The sequence below is a fragment of the Shewanella glacialimarina genome (assembly GCF_020511155.1).
GTDB lineage: Bacteria > Pseudomonadota > Gammaproteobacteria > Enterobacterales > Shewanellaceae > Shewanella > Shewanella glacialimarina.
In genome coordinates this window covers 1,798,818-1,825,316 of record NZ_CP041216.1, presented here as the reverse complement: position 1 = coordinate 1,825,316, position 26,499 = coordinate 1,798,818, and the positions used below count along the sequence as shown (strand labels likewise).

19 protein-coding genes and 1 pseudogene are annotated in these 26,499 nt (G+C 40.4%); 3 read left to right on the top strand and 17 right to left on the bottom strand.

Annotated elements, in window-relative coordinates; translation table 11 throughout:
- The first annotated feature begins 303 nt into the window (after window positions 1-303).
- Complete coding sequence (locus FJ709_RS07845; RefSeq protein WP_319002901.1) at window positions 304-2,001, top strand: sensor domain-containing diguanylate cyclase; 1,698 nt, start codon at window positions 304-306, stop codon at window positions 1,999-2,001.
- 379 nt (window positions 2,002-2,380) lie between these two features.
- On the opposite strand, the gene FJ709_RS07840 is transcribed toward FJ709_RS07845, so the two are convergent.
- The 7 genes from FJ709_RS07840 to FJ709_RS07810 all read right to left on the bottom strand — a co-directional run bounded on the left by FJ709_RS07840 (window position 2,381) and on the right by FJ709_RS07810 (window position 9,856).
- Complete coding sequence (locus FJ709_RS07840; protein ID WP_226415181.1) at window positions 2,381-2,785, bottom strand: ACT domain-containing protein; 405 nt, start codon at window positions 2,783-2,785, stop codon at window positions 2,381-2,383.
- 102 nt (window positions 2,786-2,887) lie between these two features.
- Window positions 2,888-4,330 (bottom strand): methyl-accepting chemotaxis protein, encoded by a 1,443-nt coding sequence (locus FJ709_RS07835; RefSeq protein ID WP_226415179.1) that lies wholly within the window; start codon window positions 4,328-4,330, stop codon window positions 2,888-2,890.
- Between the two features lie 207 nt (window positions 4,331-4,537).
- Window positions 4,538-6,781 (bottom strand): xanthine dehydrogenase family protein molybdopterin-binding subunit, encoded by a 2,244-nt coding sequence (locus tag FJ709_RS07830; protein ID WP_226415177.1) that lies wholly within the window; start codon window positions 6,779-6,781, stop codon window positions 4,538-4,540.
- 2 nt (window positions 6,782-6,783) lie between these two features.
- Window positions 6,784-7,248 (bottom strand): (2Fe-2S)-binding protein, encoded by a 465-nt coding sequence (locus FJ709_RS07825; protein ID WP_226415175.1) that lies wholly within the window; start codon window positions 7,246-7,248, stop codon window positions 6,784-6,786.
- A gap of 3 nt (window positions 7,249-7,251) precedes the next feature.
- Window positions 7,252-7,974: a nucleotidyltransferase family protein gene (locus tag FJ709_RS07820; RefSeq protein WP_226415173.1), complete on the bottom strand. Its 723-nt coding sequence runs from the start codon at window positions 7,972-7,974 to the stop codon at window positions 7,252-7,254.
- Complete coding sequence (locus FJ709_RS07815; RefSeq protein WP_226415170.1) at window positions 7,974-9,023, bottom strand: XdhC family protein; 1,050 nt, start codon at window positions 9,021-9,023, stop codon at window positions 7,974-7,976. The genes FJ709_RS07820 and FJ709_RS07815 overlap by 1 nt, the downstream gene beginning before the upstream one ends.
- A 188-nt stretch (window positions 9,024-9,211) precedes the next feature.
- On the bottom strand, window positions 9,212-9,856 hold the full coding sequence (locus tag FJ709_RS07810; protein WP_226415168.1) for an MBL fold metallo-hydrolase: 645 nt from the start codon (window positions 9,854-9,856) through the stop codon (window positions 9,212-9,214).
- A 163-nt stretch (window positions 9,857-10,019) separates the two neighbouring features.
- Here FJ709_RS07810 and FJ709_RS07805 point away from each other — a divergent pair, with 163 nt between their 5' ends.
- Window positions 10,020-11,309, top strand: a complete 1,290-nt coding sequence (locus tag FJ709_RS07805; protein WP_226415166.1) for an alpha/beta fold hydrolase — start codon at window positions 10,020-10,022, stop codon at window positions 11,307-11,309.
- Between the two features lie 563 nt (window positions 11,310-11,872).
- Here the strand turns inward: FJ709_RS07805 and FJ709_RS07800 are convergent.
- The 3 genes from FJ709_RS07800 to FJ709_RS07790 form a co-directional block, all read right to left on the bottom strand.
- Entirely contained in the window at window positions 11,873-14,956 is a 3,084-nt protein-coding gene (locus FJ709_RS07800) for an EAL domain-containing protein (protein ID WP_226415164.1), read from the bottom strand.
- Window positions 14,956-15,999: an extracellular solute-binding protein gene (locus FJ709_RS07795; protein WP_226415162.1), complete on the bottom strand. Its 1,044-nt coding sequence runs from the start codon at window positions 15,997-15,999 to the stop codon at window positions 14,956-14,958. Before FJ709_RS07795 ends, FJ709_RS07800 begins: the two co-directional genes overlap by 1 nt.
- Before the next feature lie 600 nt (window positions 16,000-16,599).
- On the bottom strand, window positions 16,600-17,055 hold the full coding sequence (locus tag FJ709_RS07790) for a DNA topoisomerase (protein WP_404830021.1): 456 nt from the start codon (window positions 17,053-17,055) through the stop codon (window positions 16,600-16,602).
- A gap of 187 nt (window positions 17,056-17,242) precedes the next feature.
- Between FJ709_RS07790 and FJ709_RS07785 the strand changes: the two genes are divergently transcribed.
- Window positions 17,243-17,788: a hypothetical protein gene (locus tag FJ709_RS07785; protein ID WP_226415160.1), complete on the top strand. Its 546-nt coding sequence runs from the start codon at window positions 17,243-17,245 to the stop codon at window positions 17,786-17,788.
- 647 nt (window positions 17,789-18,435) lie between these two features.
- Here the strand turns inward: FJ709_RS07785 and FJ709_RS07780 are convergent.
- The 7 genes and pseudogenes from FJ709_RS07780 to phhA all read right to left on the bottom strand — a co-directional run bounded on the left by FJ709_RS07780 (window position 18,436) and on the right by phhA (window position 26,199).
- A complete protein-coding gene (locus tag FJ709_RS07780; protein ID WP_226415158.1) occupies window positions 18,436-20,445 on the bottom strand; it encodes a DNA topoisomerase III in 2,010 nt (669 codons plus the stop codon).
- Window positions 20,446-20,597: 152 nt separating this feature from the next.
- Window positions 20,598-21,305 carry a nucleotidyltransferase family protein gene (locus tag FJ709_RS07775; RefSeq protein ID WP_226415156.1) on the bottom strand — a complete coding sequence of 236 codons (708 nt, stop codon included), beginning with the start codon at window positions 21,303-21,305 and terminating at the stop codon, window positions 20,598-20,600.
- 6 nt (window positions 21,306-21,311) lie between these two features.
- Entirely contained in the window at window positions 21,312-21,962 is a 651-nt protein-coding gene (gene maiA, locus FJ709_RS07770) for a maleylacetoacetate isomerase (RefSeq protein ID WP_226415154.1), read from the bottom strand.
- A gap of 71 nt (window positions 21,963-22,033) precedes the next feature.
- Window positions 22,034-23,020: a fumarylacetoacetate hydrolase family protein gene (locus FJ709_RS07765; RefSeq protein WP_226415152.1), complete on the bottom strand. Its 987-nt coding sequence runs from the start codon at window positions 23,018-23,020 to the stop codon at window positions 22,034-22,036.
- A 273-nt stretch (window positions 23,021-23,293) separates the two neighbouring features.
- Window positions 23,294-24,831 (bottom strand): annotated as a pseudogene (gene tyrR, locus FJ709_RS07760) (transcriptional regulator TyrR).
- 160 nt (window positions 24,832-24,991) lie between these two features.
- Window positions 24,992-25,330, bottom strand: coding sequence for a 4a-hydroxytetrahydrobiopterin dehydratase (locus FJ709_RS07755; RefSeq protein WP_226415150.1), 339 nt, complete (start codon window positions 25,328-25,330; stop codon window positions 24,992-24,994).
- 71 nt (window positions 25,331-25,401) lie between these two features.
- Window positions 25,402-26,199: a phenylalanine 4-monooxygenase gene (gene phhA, locus FJ709_RS07750; protein ID WP_226415148.1), complete on the bottom strand. Its 798-nt coding sequence runs from the start codon at window positions 26,197-26,199 to the stop codon at window positions 25,402-25,404.
- Window positions 26,200-26,499: the final 300 nt, after the last annotated feature.

Genomic DNA, 26,499 nt, shown 5'->3' with positions numbered 1-26,499 from the left:
GATACCAATAAACACTGAAAACGTGCCATGCTGCTAATAACGCTTTATTTTAAATAATATGATAATGCATTCAGATAGCGACAATGCACCTTAATCAGCAGGAGAATTAACAAGCAAATAGCATGAAACTGACTTATACCGTTAACCGACCTAAGCGCCTAAAATCTCTTTTAACACAAGTAGCCCAAATAATTGAATATTCCGCAACAATTATGAGTTTCCCCGTTAGACAAAAGATATTCTAAAGGCTAATCTAACTTTAACCCCTTACTATTTAGAGTATTCGTCATCCGCTTTCTATGGTTGTTGCTATTATTTTATAGTCTTTGTGCTACAAGCAAAGCTATTGAATTATCTAACGTTTCTAGTGAATTATTCATTAACGAACACTTAAGTATTCTACAAGATAGTAGTGCGAATTTGTCGTACCAAAATGCTTTAACGCAGTATAAGCAAGGACTGTTTACTGAAAACAGAGATAAAAAAGTCAGCTTCGGCTTTACCCATGATGTGTTATGGGCGTCTGTGTTAATAAATAATGCGTCAGCAGAGGAGGTAAAAAGAGTATTTTATCTCGATACAGCATGGTTAGATCATGCGGATTTTTATTTCATTCATCAAAATAAGCTGACAGATAAAGCCTCTATAGGGGATGCGCTACCCTACCATGCCAGAAAAAAACAAACCCGCATGTTATCGCAACCACACACATTTAAACCGGGTATGACTCAGGTGCTGATGCGATTTAAGTCCAATGACCCGCTGCTAATTCCACTTTACTTATCGACCGAAGAAACCATCCAAAACAACCTCGTGTCCTCAAGCTACTTTTATGGATTTCTATACGGTGCATTTTTTATCTTATTTGTCTATAACATTGCACTTTTCATCAGCCTAAAAGATGTCAGTTACGTTTTTTATGCTTTGTATTTACTGTCATTTTTAAGTTTGAATATTGCTTACACTGGTCATGGCTTTAAATTTATTTGGCCTAACAATGTTTTATTACAACAATGGCTCATGACCCTATTTTTGTATTTTTACATTATTTTTGGTATCGCTTTTTGTTTTGAATTTCTTAAATTAAAAGTGTTTTCACCCAAAATATACAAACTCAATAACTGGATATACACCAGCCTGGTTTTACTCATTGTCTGTCTATTGATTAATGCAGATCAATTACTCGCAGTGAAGGTGGCTGTCGCACTCACGTCGTTATTAGTCATTATTTTTGTATCTCTGGGTTTTTTAGCCTTGAATAATGGTCATAAAATGGTGAAGTTTTTTATCCCAGCGGTCTTTATGGGCGCCGGAGGGGCTGCTATTTCGGCGGCAACTACTGGTGGGGTAATTCCGTATAACACATTATTATTCCATAGCATTGAAATCGGTATGTTAATTGAAATGTCAATTTTGGCTTTAGCATTGGCGTTTAATTTAAATGAAGTCGATAAAGCCCGTATCACTGCTGAGGTCACCGCACAAGTCGATCACTTAACGGCGCTATATAATCGGCGTGCGTTTACCGCCACTGCTAGCCTATTGTGGGATTTAGGTATTAGGGATAACACAGACTTTTCGATGATCTTACTCGATATTGATTGGTTTAAGAAAATAAATGATGAACATGGTCATGCAGCGGGAGATGCTGTGCTTAAAGGTATTGCAGATACGTTAAACCAGCACATAAGAGATAATGATATTTTAGCCCGTTGGGGCAGTGAAGAATTTATTATTTTTTTACCCAATACCAATAAACAGGCTGCGGTGGCACTGGCGAATGTAATCCGTAACAAGATAGCAGAAATGGTCGTTTTACATGATGGAGGCTCGCTATCTATCACCGCAAGTATAGGTGTGGCTGACTTTAATAATCAAATGAATGAATTAGAGGATCTTATAAAACTTGCCGATATTGGTTTATATAAAGCGAAACACAGTGGTCGAAATACAGTTTGTGAAATGCCATTCCCTCCAAAACAAACGGAAGCTGACCGATAGATAAACTTTTTATCAACATTCACCCTAACCAACCCCATTTTTTTATACAAAATTTGCCGTAAGATTTAATGTTTAAATACTAAATTAACCTCAGCTCGGGATAATAAATGCTTACCAAACAGCTCTTTGTCTTGCTAACTACGTTTCATTAACGTGCAATAGGCCAGCTATTGACGTGTTAATGTGCCTTGTTTTCAAAACAAATGACAAGTTTGCTACAAAATAAGCTAAATCTCTTGAATTCAGCTTATTGAGCCCATCTCTTAACCCGAGTTGAGGTTAAATTACACTTGCACATCAATGCGCCAGTTTCACTATACAGAAAACCTTCACCGCCGCACCTAACCTTCAATATTATCGCAAACTGACTTTACTCTTTCTATTTATGTTCTGCACTTAGAGTATTAATAGCCGCTAGAGCTAGCTGCGCTTTATCTATTGGGATAAAAATATGATCATGATAATAAGCAGCCACCACATTGGCACTAATATTATGTTCGGTTAATTGATTGGCAATAGCAGCCGTTAACCCAACAGCCTCTAGACTTGAATGAACCGTGAGGGTAATTTGTTTGAAAACAACACTATACTGAATATTATTCTGGTCAGCTTGGATTTGACTAAGCAGTAACGTTAACCCTTCTGCCTCTATAAAGGTGGCTAGCGGATTAAGCTGTACGTAATCCACTAATGTCCCTTTAACCGAACAAAACACCCAATCTCCGGGCATAATTTCAGGCTTCATTGTCGCTAATAATGTCGATAAATTAACAATTCCATTCATTTATGACTCCATAATGCTGTCAATTTATGAGCAGTAAATTAACAACAAAATGGCTCAATCAAGAACAATTCATGAGCCAGTTGTTGTTAATCTTACTGTGGGTTAACTCGTGCGATATTGTGCCAAAATTTGGCTTAGCCCTTTTGAGGACACATTTAAGTCTTTGGCAATAACCAATGCCTGATTGGCATTAGCCAGAATAGTATCGGATTGACTTCTGACTTCATTAACTTGTGAAACAATGTCAGCGGATGCCACACTTTGCTCTTCTGCTGACGCAGCAATCTGGCTACTCATATCAAATACGACATTAATCGACTCTGCCATATGACTAATTTCTTCCCCTACGGCTTTAATGCTGACGCTTCCCTCGTCTGCCTGCGCAACTATTTCATTGGTGATTTGAGTTAACTTGGTGGTACCTGTTTGTAACCCCTCAATCATAGTTTGAATTTCAACAGTCGCTTTCTGCGTCCGACCTGCAAGGGTTCTGACTTCATCGGCAACTACTGCGAAGCCGCGGCCTTGCTCACCGGCTCGAGCAGCCTCAATGGCCGCATTTAATGCCAATAAGTTAGTTTGCTCTGAAATAGAGTTAATGGTTGTCACCACAACATTAATTTGGGTCGCATCTTTAGACAGTTTCTCTACTGAAGCGAAGGCGTCAGAAATACGCGCAGTTAAAAAATTAATACGCTCTTCAGCATCTTTAATTCCTTTACGACTATGATTCACTTGGATTGAGTTTTCTTTAGTATGACCTGAGGTTGTTGATGCGTGATGTGATACATCTGCAATGGCTGCTGTCATTTGTTCCATAGAATGTGAAACCGAATCTAAAAAATGATGTTGATGTTTTATTAAGTCTTCATTGGTACTGGCTTGTTGGCTGAAAGTGCTTGCAGCCATAGCTAAGGTTTTAGCATTTTCACCAATGGCGGTGACCATTTCACTCATATTATCTGCGCAGCGATCAATTTCAGTGGCAATTAAACTAAAATCATCGGTACCAAAAAAGTTAAGCCTTTTGCTTAAATCGCCATCAGCTAAACGTTTAATCGCGACATACATATCCCATAATCCGCCACCTAACGAGGTAGAGATCCAATAGCATAATTGAAATAACGGCAATAAACCCAGTAAAGCATACCAAAATAAGCTGCTATCAGATTGCACTTGCTCCCATTGGGCAACATTTCTTGTTAATGATAAAAATTGACCAGCCACTGGTGCCGTTACCGTGATGGAATCACCTCGTCTAGTTGCAGACGATTGTGTCACCACAGATAACTGATTAGCTTCAGCAAACTGATTTAGTTGTTCCGCAGACAGTTGCTGGTTTGCTGCGACATCTGCAAACGCCTGCACGCTCGCACTGACCTGAGCCATTGAACTGGCTTGTATCATTGCTTGATTGTGCTGATGATTTAACACTGCTATGGCAAGTGTAATCACGGTAACAAGTGAGCAAACAACCCAAAACTTACCGTTTAAACTGAGCTTAATAAGCATAGCATCGACTTTACGAAACTGAATAGCCTTCATAAGATTTCCCTAGTAATCTTTAAGTACACAAAAAAGTAATCTGAACCAAAGTATAGTGTATTAATTTTTTAATTTAATTTTGCTCAGATAAATATGTTGAGATAAAGCCTAACCACAAGACCAATAAAAAGCCTAAGTGTTGACCCAACACTTAGGCTTATATCTATGTCGGCATAGATCTATTTATACTTTAATTAAATGATCTGTTTAGAGCGATAAATCACGATTTAGAGGTAAATCTCGATATCTTTTTCCTGTCGCGGCATAAATAGCATTAGTTAAACTTGGCGCTACGGGTGGAACACCTGGTTCTCCTACTCCTGCAGGGTTGGCATTTGAGGGCACTAGTATCACTTCAATATCCGGACATTGTGGTAACCGTAGAAGTAGATAATCATGGAAGTTTGATTGTTCCACTTTACCCTCTTTAAAGGTAATTTCACCCATCATAGCTAAACTTAAACCAAAGATAACCGCGCCTTCAGTTTGTGATTTAACCCTATCAGGATTAACCACTAAACCCGCGTCAATCGCGGCAATGGTTTTTAATACCCTAAGCTTGCCATCTATTACTTCAACTAACGTTGCCACTGCAACGTAACTGACAAAACTGCGGTGAATAGCAAAACCCCAGCCTTGGTTTTTCGCTGCTTTAGGCAGCTTGGCTAACTTGTCTTCCATGATATCGAGCAAATGATGATAACGGCCAACATCAACGGGATGGGCAGCTAATTCTTCACCATAATTACCGTATTCAAAACCTTGATTAGCAAAGGTTTCTTTCCGTGAAGCCCCAAGTATATCACGCCACATTTGAATACAAGACTGATTGGCTTTAACCGCTAATTCATCAACAAAACTGCCAATACCAAAAGCATGTTGAATATTACAAACTGATCGCATCCAGCCAATGCGTGTGTGCGCTGTTGCCTTAACGGCTTCTAACTGAATGTGGGGTAACGCAAGCGGCACATCTGAAAAACCTAAATCGAGTTCACCGGCTGATGGCATATCAACACCTTCGGCAAACGTTGAACTGATTGACGGAAAACCTGTTCGCGCTAAAAAAGCATCAACTTTATTGTTACCATCAAACCTTGCTTGATAAAATTGAGCACTAATAGCATGGTAATAACCGTGCTGAATTTCATCTTCGCGGGTCCATGATACCTTTACGGGTTTATTTAATCGCTTAGAAATAATCGCCGCTTCTACACTGAAATCCGGCTTAGATTTACGCCCAAAACCACCGCCTAATAAAGTGACATTCACTTTGACTTTATCTTCTGCTATGCCCAAAGCGCCGGCCACATTTTGCTGAGTACTTTGCGGGGTCTGGGTTGATGACCACAGCTCACACCCCTCACTAGTAACATGCGCGGTGGCAACCGGAGGTTCCATCATGGCATGGGTTAAATAAGGTACTGTATAAACTGCATTTAGCGTTGATTTTTCTGGCCAGTCTTGGACACTGTCGCCTAATTGGCGCATCACCTTGCCAGGTTTTTGAACGTTTACGACCAGTTCAGCCATATATTTATCAGTATCATGACTGTCATTTACTGACGCAGTCCAGGTCACTTTTAATGCTTTACGACCTTGCATCGCGCTCCAGGTATTAGTGGCAATAACAGCCACACCACCTAACGCATGAAACAGCGGCGCACCTTTTGGTACTGGCAACTGAATAACATCGATAACCCCAGCCACTTTTCTGGCCTCAGTGTCATCTAAACTGGCTACATCACTGCCCAAAACTGGCGGGCGACTAATACTGGCATACACCATACCGTCGAGCTTAATGTCGTAGCCATATATCGCTTTGCCATCAAGCATCGCTTGCATATCAACAATGGTTTTAGATTGACCAATATGGGTAAATTCACTTGCAGGCTTTAAGGTTAATGACTCGATTTCAGGCACTTTTTGCTTGGCTGCATCAAGGGCGAGTTCGCCAAATGATAAGCTTTTATTTGATCCTTTATGGTGTACTTTATTCGCTTTTGCATAAACTTCAGTAAGGGCTACTTGCCATCTTTCAGCCGCTGCCATTTCTAACATGGTTCTGGCCATCGCACCCATCTGGCGCATACGGGTGTAATGTTTACGAATACTGCGACTACCATCGGTATTTTGGCTGCCATAACGTTTATCAGCTAAACCTTGCACGACAACAATATTGTCCCAATCCGCTTCTAACTCATCGGCTAAGACTTGTGGAATTCCGGTACGGATCCCCTGTCCCATTTCTGAACGATGACAGGTTAAATAGACTTTATTATCTTCGCCAATAGCGATGAACATATTCATCATCGCCAGCTTATCTTGTGCTAATGCCATTGGGCTCCAGGCTAAGCCTGTCGCACCTAATGCTAATCCACCACCTGCTGCACCAAAAAGCTTTAATACATCGCGGCGACTAATATTTTCTACTGCGGTAAATGTTGTCATGATTACGCCCCCGCACTGTCAGTTGTAGTCGCTTTTATGGCAGCTTTAATACGTGGATATGTACCACAACGGCATAAATTGCCTGACATAGCTTGATCAATTTGGCTATCTGTTGGTTTAGGATTTTGTGCAATTAATGCGGCAGCAGACATAATTTGCCCCGCTTGGCAGTAGCCACATTGTGGCACATTATGTTCAGCCCATTTGGCTTTTAGCTTGTCAGCTTCGACACCTTCAATAGTCGTCACTTGCTTACCGCTAACTTGTTTAAGACTAGTTAAACAACCACGCATTGGCGCACCATCAACATGAATGGTGCATGCACCACAAAGCCCTGAACCACATCCAAATTTGGTGCCGGTTAAGCCTATAATATCGCGTAATGCCCACAGAACTGGCATATTAGGGTCTGCTTCTATGGTAAAGTTTTTACCATTAACTAATAGGGTTTGGGTTGGAATTGTCATCACTCACTCCTTGTTTGCCAAAAATCTTGATAGATCGGCTCGGGTATCAATATCTATGCTCGCTTGCGGTAAATCTATTGCCACTAAGCGATGTGATTGTTGTCGTTTTTTTAATATTTTTTTAGCGCCACTGTCACCAGTTAGCCCTAACAATAGTTCAAAATCATCTGGTAAAAATATAGCTGGCACGCCCACACTTTGCTGATAAAAAGCACAGACTGTCTGATTATGCATGGCAAAAGATTGCAATAAGGTCAGGTAGTGTTGACGAGTTAATGCGACCTGGTCAGCTAATATCAACATTAATCCGCAAGCTTGTTGTTCAAGCGCATAATGAACCGCACTGTGTATCGAGGTGGACAAACCTTGTTGCCACTGTTGATTAACCACCACTTCCACCTGGTTAAGCATAATAGACGATAATTTATCGTCCAATATTTGCTGTTGATTTGCGCCCAATACCACTGCCACTTTCGCCAGTGTAAATGCACTTTGACGGATAATATTGGCTTGCTCTGCACTGTTTCTATTAACGTCGACATGATTAAATGCCTGCTGCGCGGCGTTAACGGCCTCAATTGTCGAGACCAGTATGGAATGACTCGCATTAATTTGCGCGATTTGTTTAACACCTTCAAATCGACTGCTGCTACCTGCGGCTAAAATGACCGCAACGAGTGATTTGTCATCCTGTTGGTTTGGATTGGGTATTTTGATGAGTGACATTAACGCATCACTTTGTCTAAGCTAATTAACTGGCTGTTATGTAATATCCCATGGCATTGTGCCAACATACTTAATCCTACCGAACTAGGTAACTCACCGCCCAATGCTAGCCCTGCTGGGGCTGAAAAATAGCCACTAAAATCATTAATATTCAATTGGGCTATATTAAGCGTTTTATCACGCCTATGGTTTGGCCCCAATAAGGAAATGTACCCTAAATTAAACTTAACCAGTTGGTTAAGCGCCTTAGCATCAAGAGTAAGGTTGTGGGTCATTACAAAGGCGGCGTCCAAAGTTTGATACACCTCATCATTAACACCATCAAACGGCATTTTCATTATGTTGGCGCTGGGAAAATCGTATTGACGAGCATAGGCAGTGCGTTCATCAAAAATAGTCACTTGCCAGCCTAAAATAGCGGCCATTTGTGCAATAGGTTGTGCATCTAATCCGCCGCCAAAAATACCAAGATGAATTGGCGGAGTAATAGGAATAATCAACTGCCCTTCTATATGATGAGTTTGAGCATCGTCTGAGCTGACGCTTTCGCTTCCCTTAACGGATCGGATAAAAGTCGTTTTTTCAACCTGTAGATTTTTAGATTTAATCTGCCATTTACCACTGACCTTATTTGAAGGTGTGTCCTGTTTGGCTATATCGATTTGAAACTCACCTGCTTTACCGCTATTTAAATCAAAATAGAGCTTTTGCAGGCCTAAATACTGATTTGATGAATTGATCGGTAACATCATAATATTGACAATTCCACCGCAACCTAATTGATAGCTAGTGTCTGACTCGTCAGTGGCATCATAGGTTAATTGCACAACTTGCTGGGTTTGAATAGCGCGCTGTGCATGTCGGCGTAAATCGGCTTCTAAGCAGCCCCCACTGAGCATTCCTAATGTTTTCCCTAGCGGGTGAAAAAACATGATAGCTCCGGGTTTTCGATACGAAGAACCTTGTACATGTGTAAGGATGGCAACAACCCAATCATCTTGATAATCAGCTTGCCAAACATCTAATAAATCAACCAAGTGTTGGCGCATTCAGAACTCGAACTACAGTGCTATGTACATTAAACCTAACACTGTACGCTAAGTATGAAAAGCATGAAGATGTATAAAAGTATGTAATGTCGTTTTATCTAGTTTGGAGAATGCGTTATGAACACCTATAGCTGGATCTATAACTGAGCCTTTAGCCAAGCGACTAACTTAGCCTGTACTAGTGAAAACTAACTGAGTAATTGATCGGCAACAAATGGATTATGTTCACGTTCTTCTGCAAAGGTAGACATAGGGCCGTGGCCAGGAATAAAACTAACATGGCTACCCAAAGGCCATAGTTTTTGGGTAATTGAGCTGACTAAATCTTGATGATTAGATTGCGGAAAGTCTGTACGGCCAATCGATCGTCTAAAGAGCACATCCCCAACCCAAGCCAATCCTGAAACTTTGGAATAAAACACTATATGTCCCGGAGTATGCCCAGGGCAATGTAATACCGATAAAGACTGTTCACCGACGCGAACCACATCTGCGTGATTCAGATACTGATCCGGCTCAAAGGCTTCAACAAGCGGAAAACCAAAATTTTGACTTTGTTTAACAAGTCCTTGCAACCAAAACTGGTCAGCTATATGTGGGCCAATAATGGGCACGTTTAATTGGCTGGCAAGTTTCTTTGCGCCGCCAACATGATCGATATGACCATGGGTTAACAGCACTTTTTCAATTGTTAGTCCCAGCTTGTTCACTGCCATTAAAATTCGTTCAATATCGCCACCGGGATCTACAACCGCGGCTTTTAAGCTAATTTCACACCAAATCACACTACAATTTTGCTGAAACGGGGTAACCGGTATGATTTGATATTTCATCTAAACTCTCCAAAATGCCTATTCTAAGGTATCATTATTGTTTAATTTTGCTTTTGCTAACTTGATCTTGATAGCAATTTACTTAAATTTAATTAGTCGGATTGATTGTGATAAAACAAGCAGGCACATACAATCACACTCAAATTAATAACGATAAGCTCATATGATTATTTCACAAACCTTAAAAGACATTGTTGTTCAAAAACACACCTTTTCAGTGCCTTTGGACTATCTGTCCAGCTCAAGCCAGCAAATTTCAGTCTTTGCCCGTGAAATCGTCAGTGTCGCAAATCAACATAAAGCGCTCCCTTATTTAGTATTTTTTCAGGGTGGTCCAGGTTTCGGTGCCGCTCGGCCTGTCACCAATAGTGGTTGGATAAAACGCGCATTACAAGAATACCGTGTATTGTTACTCGATCAACGTGGTACTGGACTTTCTACACCTGTTAGTGCCGTATCGTTAAGTCATTTAACGGCTAACCAACTAGCAGAGTATTTAAGTCATTTTCGCGCCGACAATATCATTCGTGACGCAGAGTTTATCCGCACTAAATTATCGGCAAACCAGCCATGGAGCATTTTAGGCCAAAGCTTTGGCGGTTTTTGCGTGCTGCATTACTTATCGGCAGCACCACAGGGCGTTAAAGAAGCCTATATCACAGGCGGTATTCCCTCCCTAACACGCAGTGCAGATGAAGTTTACCAAGCCACTTATCAACGTGTGTTGGCTAAAAATGCTGACTTCTTCACCCGTTTTACTGACGCTAGAACCTTAGTAGACCATATCGCCCAATATTTGTATGAGCATAAAGTCTACTTAGCAACGGGTGAGCAGCTCACCGTAGAAATGTTCCAGCTACTGGGGATTAATTTCGGCATGGAACAAGGCCCTGAAGCGGTTTATTATTTGCTAGAACAAGCCTTAATTGAAACCAGCCATGGCATTGATGTTAATCCACTCTTTTTACATCAATTTAGTCAGTTTTTAGATTACAACACCAACCCGATATTTGCCCTATTGCATGAATCTATTTATTGCCAACAAACCGCATCAAAATGGGCAGCACATAGGGTGCGTGATAATTATCCTGAGTTCCAGTATCAGCCGAATAAACCACTACTGTTTACTGGCGAGATGATTTACCCGTGGATGTTCAATCAATTTGATGCGTTAAAGCCACTAGCTGCTGCTGCAGAAATAATCGCCAGCAAAAATGATTGGTCTAAGCTATATGATTTACATCAACTTGCAAATAACTCGGTTCCTATTGCTGCTGCTATTTATAGCGAAGACATGTATGTAGAAATGCAATACAGCTTAGAAACAGCCAAACAAGTCGGTAATTTAAAGTATTGGTTAACGTCTGAATTTGAGCACAACGGTATTCGTATTGATGGTGAACATATTTTAGATAAGTTGATTAGCCTTAATCGTGGCCATTGCTTACGCTGATAACATTACCCGACTGATAGTCATAAATACAAGAGTGATTATACTATTAGCCATTAAATACTGATTAACACGCACTTCATTTCTAATTAAGTATGAGTTAAGTATGAGTTAAGTATCAATGGGTAAGATGACCTCGTTCTACACACTCTTTGTACTTTTATTCCGTTTAATAATTGATATTTAACCCATCATATTAAGTTTTAAACCCTTCCAGTATACAGGTAAACCCCCATTGGTTTACCTTTTTTTTTACTTTTCGACTGACTTATTTATAGATTCCTCACCTTTGAGACCCTGCATCAAAGCCAGAAAAATCAAGATGGTGATCAATAATATGCACAAACGCATATTCAAAAGTACCCGGCTGAGCGTCTAACGAGATACTCTTAAAAAGAGAAGCTAACAGGATCGTCAATGATGTGGCTAATGAAGCGATGACTGCTCTCTATCACCATTATGAAAAATGCTATTTAAGTAAAGCGGAACGACGTGATGTCAATAAAGCAAATAACAGTAGCAGGCCATGCTGTAAGATTCTGGCCCCATGGGTTTGTAGAATAGACTTAATGCTTTGTCAGATACTGGTTAAACATTTTCAAAGGCAAAGGTTTACTAAATAAATATCCTTGGTAGTTTAAGCACCCCGTATTAGTCAGTAGTTCTTTCTGTTTTTCTGTTTCAACGCCTTCAGCGATCACCTCTAAATTTAGACTATTTGCCATAGCTATAATCGTCCGCACAATTGCCCTATCATTGGGATCATTTTCAATATCTTGAATAAATGATTGGTCAATCTTAAGCTGATCCAAAGGTAAGCGTTTTAAGTATTGCAAAGACGAATATCCGGTACCAAAATCGTCGATAGAAAATTTGATACCCCGTGCCTTAAGGGCTGTCATTTTTGTAATGGTATCTTCCATATTTTCCAATAAGATGCTTTCTGTAATCTCTAGCTTAAGTTTCTCAGGGTTAATATTCGCATGACTCACGATAGTTAATACATTCTCAACAAATGCAGGAACGCCCATTTGTCTTGCACTAATATTTACAGCCAAGGTCAAATGAGCTGATTTCGGTTCTAACGCCCAACTTGCAAGTTGCTGGCAGGCTGTTTCTAAAACCCAATTCCCCAAGGGTAAAATCAAACCTGACTCTTCCGCAATAGCAATAAACTCGAAAGGTGACACAATACCTCGGTCCACAGTATTCCAACGAATTAGCGCTTCAGCTCCCGTTACAATACCTAATGAGTTAATCTGAGGTTGATAATAAAGTTCAAATTGTTTTCCCTTGCTAATGGCTTCGCGTAATTCGGTTTCAATACGAATACGCAAAATAAGCTGGGCTTGCATGTCGGGGTCATAGAAAAATAGCGCACAGCCACCTGTTTTTTTAGACTGATACATAGCAATATCAGCTTGCTTAAATACTTCATCAGCATTTTGATGGTCTGCACCCAATAATGTAACACCAATACTAGGGGTTATAAGGTATTGATGAGAAGCCAGTTGGTAGGTTTCAGACAATGAATGTAGAATTTTTTTGCCGACAAGGTCCGCTTCTGCGACAGCGGTTATCACTTGTTCGCTGAGCCCTTTAAGCATGACAACAAACTCATCACCACCTAAACGAGACACTGTATCACTCTCTCTTACACAAGCTTTGATTCGACTCGCGACCTGTTGTAATAATAGGTCACCCATATCATGGCCTAATGAGTCATTGAGCGCCTTGAATTTATCCAAATCAATAAATAAAAGAGCGGCTTGCTTTTTGCTATTGACTCTTGCCACGAGTTCCTGATTTAAACGGTCGAGTAATAAGCGCCGATTAGGAAGCAGGGTCAATGAGTCAAAAAAAGCAAGATTATGAACTTCATCTTCTGCATACTTTCGTTCAATTGACACACTGGTTAATCGAGCCGTTCTCTTAATGAGTTCGATATCATCTGCAGAAGGTGTTGCCACTTCACGACAATACATTGCAAAAGTACCCAATATTAAGCCTGTTGAAGAGATGATAGGCTGAGACCAGCATGAAGCTAAGTTTGCCTGCGCTGCTAATACTTTATAATCATTCCAAAAAGGGTGTGTCTGAATGTCTTCAACAATAACCCGTTCTTTAGTGAACGCTGCTGTACCACAAGAGCCAACACCTATGCCAATTTCAAGCCCTTCAAGCGCTTTGTTATAAAAATCAGGCAAATTTGGTGCAATCCCCCTAACAAATTTTTTGCCGTTTTTATCAATCAACAGAATGCTGCAAATAAATTTTCCTTTTAGATCCTCGAAACCTAATACGATCGATTCCAGAATATCATCTAAATTTTTATTCTGGGCCAATAACTCTAATGTACGTGTATGGAATTTATCATAAGCTTCAATTTTTTCTCGCTCGTGAATTTCATGATTTAGTTGCGTATTTTGGTCATTAAGACTATTTAAATGGGTTAAAATACCTTCTTGCATACTGACGATAGTATTTGCGAGCAGCCCTAGTTCATCTTGCTTATAATTGGTGAGTCGAGTCACCTGATTTGTCTGACTAAAACGACGCACAACCGACACCAAATTCTTCAAGGGACGCACAAATATTCTCGCCACTATAAGCGAAATAAGAATACCAAGAAAACTCAATCCTAGAACAACCCGCAGAACCGTTTCTGTCAAAATGTTCGTTTCAGATAAAGCAAAATCAATCGGCACAGTTAAACCAATAATAACGAAACGATTACCGGAATATTGACCAAAAGGAATACTGGTGAACCCACCGATACTTTCAATATTATCAACACCTAGCGTTTGGCGAACCGTGACGGCTTGTGAGCCAGAACTAATAATTTGATCAACCGGCTCAAAGGTCTCTTGCACTAAAAATTGTCGTCCACGATCAAAACCAAAGGTTTTTAGTCTATTTGGATGAATAAGAAAATCGCCTGTCTCATTAGTCAAATACAGTTGATACTCTTCAGACATATCTGATTTCAATATACTAAACATCAAATTCAAGTCGACATTAATAACAATCACCCCCATGGCTTTACCTTTGTTATCAATAACAGGCGATGCGACCTGCAATGTAGGTTGGCCTAATCCAGCATGAGCGCCCTGTTCATGGTTAATGAATATTTTCGAAAAGAAAACTTCGCTTTTATTCAGTTTTAAGGTTTTATAGACATAAGGATAATGTTGTTTTTCTTGTAGATGGGTTTGAGGGATCACAACTAGTTGGCCTTCATCCCTATCAACCCTAACCATTTCGCGTCCATACTCTTGCGCGCCAATTAATCTAACTTGAAAATATTCAGGGTAAACCGACAACAAACTTTTGAAATTATCTGACAAAGATTCTCGGGCTATCACCGAGGCGTTATCATGACCAAAAGAGTCGTTTACTAACTTTGTGTTTGCCAGAACTCTTGTTTGGTTAGCGGCCTCATTAGCCATCGAATAAAAACGTCGGCCAAGAAGTTTTGTGGCATCAATCATTCCTTGCGTCGCTTTGTCCGATAGGATGTCGCGGGTGGCATTAAAGGTGAAATATCCTGTAGAAGCACTGGCTAAAATCCCAAACAGTGACAGCAGGATGGTAAGTTTAATCGCAATACCAAACTTAACAGGCTGATTATTTGATGACACCGCAGCCATTAAAATTCTTCCTGCACGTCGCCAGAGATAATTCTATCCCATAGCAATTTACGTTTATCCATATTTTCGACCCGCTCCAACCAGATGAGTTTATCTGATCCTGTTAACCCTTCAGGTTCTTCAAGCGTATTTGCTAAGCCTTGTCTTTCTGATAGAGCATGACTCACCTTTTGTTCCAATAGGAAATTAATCCAATCTTCCGCTAATTTTTTATTTTTGGCATCACGAGTAACAGACCAACAATCCAACCAGGCTAAAGCACCTTCCTTGGGGATCACATAGCCAATATTAGCTCGAGTTTCTTTGAGCATTTTGACTTGTTGAGAACCATAATTTGCGAACATTAATGCAATATGATTTTCGTTGAATAGCAGCGTCGCGTCTTCCGGCTTCTCATAATAAGTCAAAATATTTCGACGCAAAGCAATAACTTGTTTGGTGACTAAGCCAAACTCTGAATTGGGGATCTGAAAAGGATTTTTTAAACCAAGCGATAACGCGGCAAATGAAAAATTATGCTCACTGCCCGCATACATCAATACTCGACCTTGATAACGCTTATCCCACATTACCGAAAAAGAATCAGGAGGCTGGCTAAACTCATTTAGATCATAAATAAGGCCCATTTCTGAATAAGTGTAGGGAATGGCGTATACTTTGCCGTTTCGGATCAGACCCGGTATTGAAGAAAGATCACTAAAACGGGGTAATTGTTTTTGACTATTTGGGATATTAGATAATGTTAAGGGGATGCTAATGCCCTTATCAATATAGCGTTGCAATTGGGCAGTATTGACAGCAAACACATCAAATTTATCCCCATTACTTTCATTTAACCGCTTCCACATAATGTCATCAGATTCGACCAAGGTGACATCGACCTTAACCTGATGACGCTGTTCAAAAATGTTAACTAAATCTGGATCTGCATACCCAGGCCATGCCAATACACTTAACGTATCCTGAGAATAGGCAGCAAGACTAAAACAAATAGATGCCAGAAATATAATAAAACAACCCATTTTTTTATACGTATTAGACATCTAACTACCACCTGATGTTGAAGCATTTCAACATTAATAATACAAATTTTGATGCACTTAGAGAAAGTATCTTTTACTTAAATAATGAAATCGAATAGAAATCCTATCCTGTAGGTATAGCATAGTAGAGAAGTGGTAATTACCAGTACGAAAGTACAAAAATAGCTGACAAGGATTATATAAAGTGTTTACCAAATGGCTTTTAACATTTAAAGCGATCAGAAAAATTTTTTAATTCCCAAAAATTAACATGCGACAAAATTAACTCGTCACCTTTTTTGAAATAACAACATAACCCCTTTCGTTTTGAATTATCAACACCTATTATTATTTTCCAAACGAACAGATTCAACCTATAGCTTTACAAATATGGTCTCAATAGCCACAGCATGAGACATAAGTTCAATTCAACACAGCAGAACAGCTTGATAACTATCAAGTAAGCAATGGGGGTACATACGCCTGACAGTAAACAGCACCTTATCGTCAGACCAAAGTTCCCCTGCCACAGCTTGCCGCCTTCTTATTAGCCTTTCGTTTTAGCTTTCTTTTTATACGTTTTTTTAAAGCTGCGTTTCGGTGCACTGCTAGCTAAGCCTTTTAGTACTGATGGAAGCTGGCTAGATGTTGGCTATTGAGGTTATCTAATTGGCTCAATAATGGCTGCATAAACGAATCATACCTAAGCCGTTTTTGACTGATGGCATCCAAGCTGTTTTCCCATAATGCGGTCATATCAGAAGTAGTTGCTGATTCTGGCAAATTGCGGATTAAACCAGTTCCCACTCGGGTGGCCAATATCGATTTACCCTGGCAAACTAAATAACCACGCTTAAACAACAATTCAATAATCCCTGCTCGAGTCGCTTCGGTGCCAAGGCCATCAGTTTCTTTAAGAATTTTGTTAATTTCACCGTTTAATAAATAGTGACTAATACCTGTCATAGCAACCAATAATAAGGTGGCATCAGTAAAATTCTTTGGCGCCTGGGTCATTTTTTCTAATAACTCGCCGCGATCACATTGCTGTATTTGACCTTTTACTAATAGTGGCAACGACTGCACCGCCTCGTATCAAATAATAGAAATTTTGGTCCGCGAAACGAAACTACCTATTCATTGAGTAAAATGCCCCATTACACTAAAAATAGTGATATTTTTGCTATGAAGCACTCGTTTTTTGTACAAAAAATGACTACACTCCTTTGCCCGAATTTGCGGGTAATAACTAGGAGTTGCCATCTTGGGTAACACACGCTTAATCCGCAACAAGCTCCACCTTATATGGTTAGTTTTTTTATTAAATGCCTGTGCAATGCCACTGCTGCTGTTGTCACCACAAGGGCAAATGATGTGGGCATTAATGAAGCCTTTAGTTGGATTAGACCCTAACGATGTCGGCCTGTTTGAGCAGCCCATGGTCAAAGACAGAATGCAGGCGATTTTAGGGCCACAATATGGCAATGCCATGAAAATACTGGCAACGGCAGATGAAATCCAACAACAAGGCCCCTTGTATTATGTGATTTCTAACCACAGCCCAATTCCTGATATTGCCGACAAAGCTGGCTTTGTGTGGAATGCTGAGAATAACCAGATGGCGGTGATGCTACTCACTGGCGGTTCACCGCAGATTTTTGCTGAGAAACTGGTGAAAGACACAGTCAACACCAAAGTTGAACAGACTCAAGAGCAAATAACACAAGCGGGTAAAGACCAACTGGCTCAGCAAGTCCCCCTCTGGCCCACAGAGCTTACCGCCATCATTGAAGCTAAGCAGCTTAACTAACCCCCCTTAACTAATACATTACAGAAGCCCCAGCGTTAGTGCATCAATCAACTAACGCAGGGGAAAGCACCAAGCGCACATCAAAGCATTATCTTTACAGCACTTTTTATACAAAATTCTTTATATACAGAATCTTGCAACCAGCCACACTGAAAAATAATGTAAATTGTAGTAATAAATTACACGAAAATGAGTTTAATTCTGTTTTGCTAAGCGTTCAATCGTATGCGAAAGATAATGAATTAAATGTGTATTTAAAACTTAATGACAATGATGATATTTTTACATTTATGGAAGACCTAAACGTGTAGGAGCTTGGTGAAGATAAGCCTGATTATTTTAAACCTTTTACGCTTTATACGTAGGCATTTAAGTTGAAAGTTTATAATTACCCAATGTATAGGACCAATAAATCAGATCCATCATTATAAAACAATAAGATAGTCCACTTTCGCGGACACTCAAGCAAGATGAGATCACTGCCTGAAAGGCAATATGACATGAATTTATGTAAGCTGATTGGCTAAATTAACTGATTTCATTCAGAAAAAGTGATTTCCATCCACCATATCCAACCCATTAAATGGGTAAACTCTGTAGTGAGCTTGAGCCATTTATCTTGAGGGAAATTCAATCCTGTGAGTAATTTAGCGCTTAGTTTGTGCTTTAGTCCTTGGTGTAGTGGTTGATTTGAAGCTTGATCTAGTACTTGCAATAGCTTTTTTCTTAAAGGGCCTTTTCGCGCCCTTATGAGGGCTAGCAACGCCTTGCAACGCTGATGGTAATTGACTAGATGCTTGGCTGATTAAACCTTCTAATTGACTCAATAATGGCTGCATAAACGCATCGTACTTAAGCCGTTTTTGACTTATGGCATCCAAGCTATTTTCCCATAATGCGGTCATATCTGGAGTAGTTGCTGATTCTGGTAAACTGCGGATTAAGCCCGTTCCCACAGGCGTAGCCAATATCGACTTACCCTGGCGAACTAAGTAACCACGCTTAAATAACAATTCAATAATCCCAGCGCGAGTCGCTTCGGTGCCAAGACCATCGGTTTCCTTGAGGATTTTCTTAATGTCGCTATTGGTGACATAACGACTAATTCCGGTCATAGCACCTAATAAGGTGGCGTCGGTAAAATGCTTTGGTGCCTGAGTCATTTTTTCTAATAACTCGCCGCGCTCACATTGCAGTATTTGCCCTTTAACCAATGGTGGCAACGACTGCACCGCATCGTCGTTATCGTCTTCACTGTTGTTTGAATGAGTATGGGTATGACTTGCTGTAGCTACCCGTTTAAACAGTTGCTTCCAACCTAAGTTTTTGTCTTGACGTGCTTTAGTGGCAAACAGACCACCAGCAATAGTGACTTCAACTGTGGTTTCTGCATAAATATAAGCTGGGTAAAACTGGGCTAGATATTGGCGCGCAATATGCTGATATAACTTGGCCTCATTACTGGATAACGATGATAAATTAGCCACTTTCTCTGTAGGCACTATGGCATGGTGAGCATCGACTTTACTGTCGTCCCACGCCTTAGATTTAAGCTTGGCATTAGGCACGTCGCAACCGTCAACTAATCCGGCCGCACCATTAAGTACCGCATCCAATACTTTAGGAGCCAAGCTATGTTGATCTTTGGGTAAATAGCGGCTGTCTGAACGTGGATAAGTAATCAATTTATGCCGCTCGTACAAGCTTTGACAGGTATCTAACACCTCTTTTGCCGATAGCCCAAAGCGCTTTGCTGCATCGATTTGCAGTGCCGATAAACTGTAAGGTAATGGCGGGTTTTGGCGTTTATCTTTCGCCTCAAGTTTGGTGACTTCTGCGGGTTGACCATGAATACGCTTAACCACATTTTCGGCCAAGCCTTTGGCTAATACCCGGCCGTCTTCATCCATATAAGGCTGGCAAGCTTCGCTAGGTTGCCATTTAGCACTAAAGGTTTGTTGTTGATCGGTAACTAAATGTGCCACCACCTCATAAAAAGACTTGGGCTTAAAATCGGCAATCTCATCATCACGGCGCACCACTAACCCAAGTAAGGGGGTTTGCACCCTGCCCACTGACAACACACCTTGATAACCGACCTTTTTACCTTGAATGGTATAAGCTCGTGTCATGTTCATGCCATATAACCAATCTGCACGGCTGCGGGCTAATGCTGAGGTGGATAATGGAATAAAGTCTCGATTACTGCGCAATTGCCCTAATGCCCTTTTAACCGCTTGCGGGTTTAAGTCGCTAATTAATAGTCGCTGAACTTGAATAAGCTTGTCACCCTTTACGCCCAGGTAAGAAATCACTTCATCGACTAAAAGCTGACCCTCGCGGTCGGGATCGCCAGCATTGATTATCGACGATGCTTGCTTAACCAATTTACGTAACACGGTTAATTGGCTGCGAGTTTTAGGTTTGGGTTTTAATTGCCAGGTTTGCGGAATAATCGGTAAATGCTCGAGTTTCCATGATTTAAACGCTGCATCATAGGCATCAGGTTCAGCTTGCTCGAGCAAATGACCAATACACCAGGACACACAATCGCCGTTGGCTGCGGTAATAAAGCCCTCACCTTTTTTATGCGGTTTAGGCAATACATCAGCAATGGCTCGGCCTAGACTGGGTTTTTCTGCAATGTATAAAATCATTCAACACTCAAAACACTGTATATATTAACAGTAAAATAGCGGATTGATCCGTGTTTAGCAAGTTATCAGCCATTAAAGATACACGCCATTACTTGAGATATGTAAATGGCTCAATGCTATTTCTGAGTACTTATGGCGTGATGTTCTATGTTTTAGCCGTTGGTTTTAGCCGTTGGCTGCAGTATTAATTTTGGATAGCGTTCAAGCCACTTTTTCTGGATGACACGCTGTTCAAATATACTTGATGAGCGCTTTGGGTTATGGCTCAGACTAAAATTAAATAAACATGCTAATTCAAAGGCATGGATAAATTCCAATGTGTTGGCGCTAATGCAAGAGCCAGTTTTCACATTAACGCTATAACTGGCATGCTGCGGGTTCACTTTAACCCCATTCAGCTTAACCGCTATCGCAGTTTGTTTTTCAGGCCAATACCCCATTGCATCGAGACATGAATGATATTGTGGGTCTTGATTACGAATATGCATTCTGGCTTGATTTTTAACCGACCAATTTAGCGGCATCAAGCTTAACAGTATTTGCTGAATGTGCTTGTCTTGAGCTTGGGTGATGTTTTTTTCGCAATAGTAAATGACATCGATATCATTTAACTCGCTTAACTCACTGATTGAACAACCGTGCAGTTTATCCCAAACAAAGTCACGTACAAAACCAGCGGCAATAGCCCAGTCGGCTATATTGAGTTTGGCAAACACTTGCGCACAAACAGTTAAAGCCTGCATTCGCATTGCATCTTGCTCAAACCACTGATTTAATTTAGCTAGCTCAGATAACGGTACTGAGTGTTCTAGACTGGGATTATCAACGGCTAGTTTTACAATACTGTGTGGCGAAGGCATTAGGCATTAACTCGCGTCAGCTTGTTGTTCTGGCGCAGCTTGAATAAAGGCATCAAGTTGATTGCAGTTCTGCCATACACGCACAATGTTTGGGTAAGCATCCATAGGCACCTTAAAGCGCTCGGCATTATAAACCTGTGGCACCAGACAAATGTCAGCCAGAGTGACCTTGTCGCCAAAACAAAATTGGCCAGAAAAACGTTCAAGTTGTGCTTCTAATGCGCTAAAACCAACATGAACCCAATGATGATACCAGGTCATTTTCTGGGTTTCATCTACGCCCATTTCTTTGACTAGATATTGTAATACCCGCAGGTTGTCGAGTGGATGGATTTCACAGGCAATAGCTTGCGACATAGCGCGCACCACCGCCTTATCTTCTAAATTAGTCGGTAGTAAATTAATTTGTGGGTATTTTTCGTCAAGGTATTCAATAATCGCCAAAGACTGGGTCAGGCTAAACTCGCCTTGTTCGTTGCTATCAACTAACGCAGGTACTAAGTGTTGGGGATTGAGTTGATGAAATGCCTCTGAATGTTGCTCACCACCATTATTAACTAAATGCACTGAAATATGTTCTGCGCTTAATTGCTTAAGATTAAGTGCTATGCGAACTCGGTATGCGGCACTAGAACGCCAATATCCATACAATTTCATCTTATTTTCCCTATAAAAAAGGCAATAACATGGTCTGTTATTGCCTAAATATCATCTTAATTGATAATGAATTAACCTTTGTACTCAACAACTTTTTGGTCAATTGAACCAAAAATGCTGACATTGTTATCGTCAAACATCTCGATACGAACAGTGTCACCAAAACGCATAAACGGCGTGCTTGCTTTGCCATCGGCAATAATTTCAAGCATACGTTTTTCAGCTAAACAGCTTGAACCGGCACTACGGTCATAATTAGAAATAGTACCTGAACCGATAATAGCACCTGCTCCCAAAGGACGTGTTTTCGCAACATGAGACACTAGCTGACTAAAATCAAATGTCATGTCCACGCCAGCATTTGGGCGACCAAATAATTCACTGTTTAAATGCGTCACTAATGGCAAATGAACCTTGCTGTCTTGCCATTTATCACCTAATTCATCAGGAGTAATGGCCACAGGAGAAAAAGCACTTGACGGTTTAGACTGGAAGAAGCCAAAGCCTTTAGCTAGCTCACCAGGAATAAGGTTACGTAAAGATACGTCGTTAACTAACATCAATAATTTAATATGCTTAGCGGCGTTTTCACTGCTTACACCCATGGCAACATCATCAGTGATGATAGCAACTTCTGACTCGAAATCGATACCATACTCTTCACTGGCCATTTCGATATCGGCTTTAGGAGCGATAAAGCTGTCTGAACCACCTTGGTAGACTAATGGATCTGTCCAGAATGTTTCTGGCATTTCAGCGCCGCGTGCTTTACGCACTAACTCAACATGATTCACGTAAGCACTGCCATCAGCCCACTGATAAGCGCGTGGTAATGGTGATAAACATTTGCTTTCGTCAAATGCAATCGCATTGTCCATTTGGCCAGCATTCAACGCTTCATATAATTCTTGTAATTGCGGGTTTAATAAATCCCACGCGTCAAGTAGTTGCTGCATAGTGTGAGCAATAGCAGGTACCGCGACAGCTTTAGTTAAATCTTTGCTTACTAACATAAGTTGGCCATCACGACGACCGTTGTTATAACTTGCAAGTTTCATTATTGCTCCTAATATTCGAAAAGTCTGTCGGCCGTATAAGAATGCGAGCCAATCAGACAATTACAGCTTGATTGATGATAGAAATAACCGATAAACCGTGCAATAAACAGCTTGTGAGCTGAATCACATATCCTAGTATCAACCCTAATTTTGTAAATATTTATATACAGTTATAAACATAGCCTGAAAATGATGATTTTCAGGCTATACATTGGCTAAATAGCCAACAAAACGGTGGCATAAAAACGTTACAGTGTATTTTTCACTGACTGGCTATCGTTTCTTTGAAATACTGTAATCACGTAATTTATTCGCAATAGCTGTATGTGATACGCCAAGCTTTTTAGCTAATTGACGGGTACTTGGATAAGCAGGATATAAACGACGTAATAAATTCGCCTCATATTCTTTCATCGCTTCATCTAATGTGCCTTCAAACTCTTCATCAAAGTAGCCAAAACCTTCGGCATATGATGGCAATTTAAGTTGCTCAACCGTTAATTCAGCCGAACCATCCCACATAGACACTGCACGGAAAATAGCATTTTTCAACTGACGCACGTTACCTGGCCATGCATAGGTAAATAAATAATCACGGCACGAGGCTGATATTCTGCGCAGCGGGCTGGATAATTGATGACTGTAATGCTCTAAAAACATTTCAGTTAACGGAATGACATCAACCTTACGCTCACGTAATGATGGCATATGATAACTCAGCACATGAATGCGATAATAAAGATCTTCTCTAAACTCACCAGATTGGCATAGCTCGGCGAGATTTTTTTGAGTAGAACAAATAATTCGCACATCCGCACGTACTTCTTCGTCCCCCCCATGCGCCTAAACGCACCATCTTGTAATAATCGCAGTAACTTAACCTGAGCCGCTTTAGACATTTCGGCAATTTCATCTAAAAATATCGTGCCACCTTTTGCTTCAGCAAAAAAACCACGCTTGACTATGTGACCATTGCTGACAAAACCAAATAATTCTTCTTCTGCAACACTATCAGGTAATGCGGCGCAGTTAATGGCTATAAATGGATGCTCACGGCGCATACTGGCGTCATGACTGGCTCGCGCCATTAACTCTTTACCTGTACCGGTTTCGCCCGTGATAAGTAACGGTGCATCTAATTGCGCCATTCGCTTAGCTTGCTTAAGCACATCTTTCATTTTGTCACTGACCGCAAGCACATTATCAAAACCCGTGGTTTGATTCTGTAATGCGTTAAACTGCTTGCCTACCCGGGCTGGCGATTTAAGTGATACTACGGCGCCAGCAAGAATGGTTTTGTCATTATCGTCAGGTAAATAAATGGGCAGCATTTCGGCTAAGTATTCACTGGCATTAATGGTAACTCGCGATGCAACGGCAGGTACTTGAGACTCGCTTAACCAACGTACAAAGTTAAATCCCTGCACCCAATGGTTCAAAGACTCAGCTACAACTTCATGTTCGGCCATATTTAGGGTCAATAAAGCCGACTCGTTGACAATACGAATACGTCCCTTAGCATCAAGGGAAAATACCGAATCTGGTAGGGTTTTTAATAAGGTTTTTAAGGCGTAATGCTCTTGCTCTGAAGGCATGAAAGATACGGTACGCACATCGTGCACACTTTCTACCTTACGGATAAGGGGCATTAACTCGCGCAACATTTCAAAACTGATTTCGGCAAATTGCAGATACAAAAAGCCTTTGTTGCTAGCATCGATGGCAATTAAATTAATACCATATTTTTCAAGTACGACGAGGATGTCTTTCGCGAGGCCGACGCGATCGTTACAACTCACTTCCAAACGCATAATGCTGTGATTCCCTAATTATTGGTGTTTTCTTTGGAAACTGCGCATACGGTAGAGTGTTATGATAGAGGTGGCAAGTGAAGTTTACAGCAGAATTGTAACAGAGAAACAATTCAGCACATTACGCTTACGTAACATGCTGAATTATTGAGTTATGTTTTTAATCTAACAACTGGTCGGTCTTGGCTGCCATGATAAAGTCATTTTTGTGCAAACCCTTAATTGAGTGCGACCACCAGGTTACAGTAACCTTACCCCATTCGGTAAAAATACCTGGGTGATGAAATTCTTCTTCTGCCAAATCAGCAAGCTTGTTACTAAATGCCATGGCTAATTTGAAGTTTTTAAATTTATACACTCGCTCTAATTGCATTACGCCATCACGCACTTCAACACCCCAATCTGGGATCATTCGTACTAATTCACCTAACTCGGCATCGGTTACTTTTGGGGCATCAGCTTGGCAAGCTTCACATTTCATTTCAGATAGTGCAGTCATTGGGACTCCTAAATACGGCTAATTTATGAATAAGAATTAAAAATAACACTAAAAAGTTCGCCACAAATGGCTTAACTTGCTTTTACTTTGGGGGCAAACTTAGGTTCAAACATCCCCAGTTCACGGGCTTTTTTCACATAAGCCATAATATCCATCTTGGAAATTTCATCCAAATATTCAATATCTTCGATAACATAATATATCGGTTGCATGATATCGATGCGATATGGCGTTCTCAATACATCTAATAAATCAAAAGGTCTAAGCTCTGGCTTGTCGCTTAATGCATACAAGGTTTCACCAGGGGAACTTAAAATGCCTCCACCATAGATGTTTAATGGACCATCTTTAGCTTGCACTAGACCAAATTCAACGGTAAACCAATATAAACGAGCAAGAAAAACGCGATCTTCTTTTGATGCGGCTAACCCTAATTGACCGTAAATATGTGAAAAATTAGCAAATGCAGGATTAGTTAATAAAGGGCAGTGACCAAAAACCTCATGGAATACATCAGGTTCTTGTAAATAATCAAATTCTTCTTTGGTGCGAATAAAGGTTGCTACCGGAAATTGCTTACTGGCCAGTAATTCAAAAAATTTACCAAAAGGGATTAATGCCGGAACTGCGGCGGTTTTCCAGCCTGTTAATTCAGTTAAGACATTATCGAGATCAGGCAGTTGAGGTATTCTATCAACTGACATATTTAATGTCTGAATACCTTGTAAATAGGCATCACATGCTCGCCCTGGCAAGTTAGTAATTTGGCGCTGATACAATTGTTGCCATAAATTATCCTCTTGTTCAGAATAATTAATATACCCTTGGCTATCAGGTTGATGAGAAATATACTTTGTCACGTTGCTCATTAATTCCACTTTACGTCAACTTCACTCCCTTCATATTGTGCTATGCCATCGATTTTGTTAACTCCCTCACACTTTATAGTAGGATTAACAATGTTAGCTTTTTGTAAACATAAGCATACGTTGGCGTATACTCTAAAAAAATACCTAATAATATCAGACCAATATAATGGATAGGAATTTTGACAAACTTGGCTACGACTCGAAATAAACCATCATTATTACCCGTTAAATCGGTTTTTTTATAGTAATTCTAAGCAACTGATTTACAATAAGCATTAAAGGCAAGTTCAATACTTTAGA

Coding starts and splice junctions, on each gene's coding strand:
- FJ709_RS07830 (WP_226415177.1), bottom strand. CDS start 6,781: ATGACAACATTTACCGCAGTAGAAAATATTAGTCGCCGCGATGTATTA.
- phhA (WP_226415148.1), bottom strand. CDS start 26,199: ATGAGCAACGTGACAAAGTATATTTCTCATCAACCTGATAGCCAAGGG.
- FJ709_RS07780 (WP_226415158.1), bottom strand. CDS start 20,445: ATGATTTTATACATTGCAGAAAAACCCAGTCTAGGCCGAGCCATTGCT.
- FJ709_RS07800 (WP_226415164.1), bottom strand. CDS start 14,956: ATGGCTGCGGTGTCATCAAATAATCAGCCTGTTAAGTTTGGTATTGCG.
- FJ709_RS07820 (WP_226415173.1), bottom strand. CDS start 7,974: ATGTCACTCATCAAAATACCCAATCCAAACCAACAGGATGACAAATCA.
- FJ709_RS07815 (WP_226415170.1), bottom strand. CDS start 9,023: ATGCGCCAACACTTGGTTGATTTATTAGATGTTTGGCAAGCTGATTAT.
- FJ709_RS07775 (WP_226415156.1), bottom strand. CDS start 21,305: ATGCCTTCGCCACACAGTATTGTAAAACTAGCCGTTGATAATCCCAGT.
- FJ709_RS07825 (WP_226415175.1), bottom strand. CDS start 7,248: ATGACAATTCCAACCCAAACCCTATTAGTTAATGGTAAAAACTTTACC.
- maiA (WP_226415154.1), bottom strand. CDS start 21,962: ATGAAATTGTATGGATATTGGCGTTCTAGTGCCGCATACCGAGTTCGC.
- FJ709_RS07840 (WP_226415181.1), bottom strand. CDS start 2,785: ATGAATGGAATTGTTAATTTATCGACATTATTAGCGACAATGAAGCCT.
- FJ709_RS07835 (WP_226415179.1), bottom strand. CDS start 4,330: ATGAAGGCTATTCAGTTTCGTAAAGTCGATGCTATGCTTATTAAGCTC.
- FJ709_RS07765 (WP_226415152.1), bottom strand. CDS start 23,020: ATGAAACTTGCAAGTTATAACAACGGTCGTCGTGATGGCCAACTTATG.
- FJ709_RS07810 (WP_226415168.1), bottom strand. CDS start 9,856: ATGAAATATCAAATCATACCGGTTACCCCGTTTCAGCAAAATTGTAGT.
- FJ709_RS07805 (WP_226415166.1), top strand. CDS start 10,020: ATGATTATTTCACAAACCTTAAAAGACATTGTTGTTCAAAAACACACC.
- FJ709_RS07795 (WP_226415162.1), bottom strand. CDS start 15,999: ATGTCTAATACGTATAAAAAAATGGGTTGTTTTATTATATTTCTGGCA.
- FJ709_RS07755 (WP_226415150.1), bottom strand. CDS start 25,330: ATGACTGCACTATCTGAAATGAAATGTGAAGCTTGCCAAGCTGATGCC.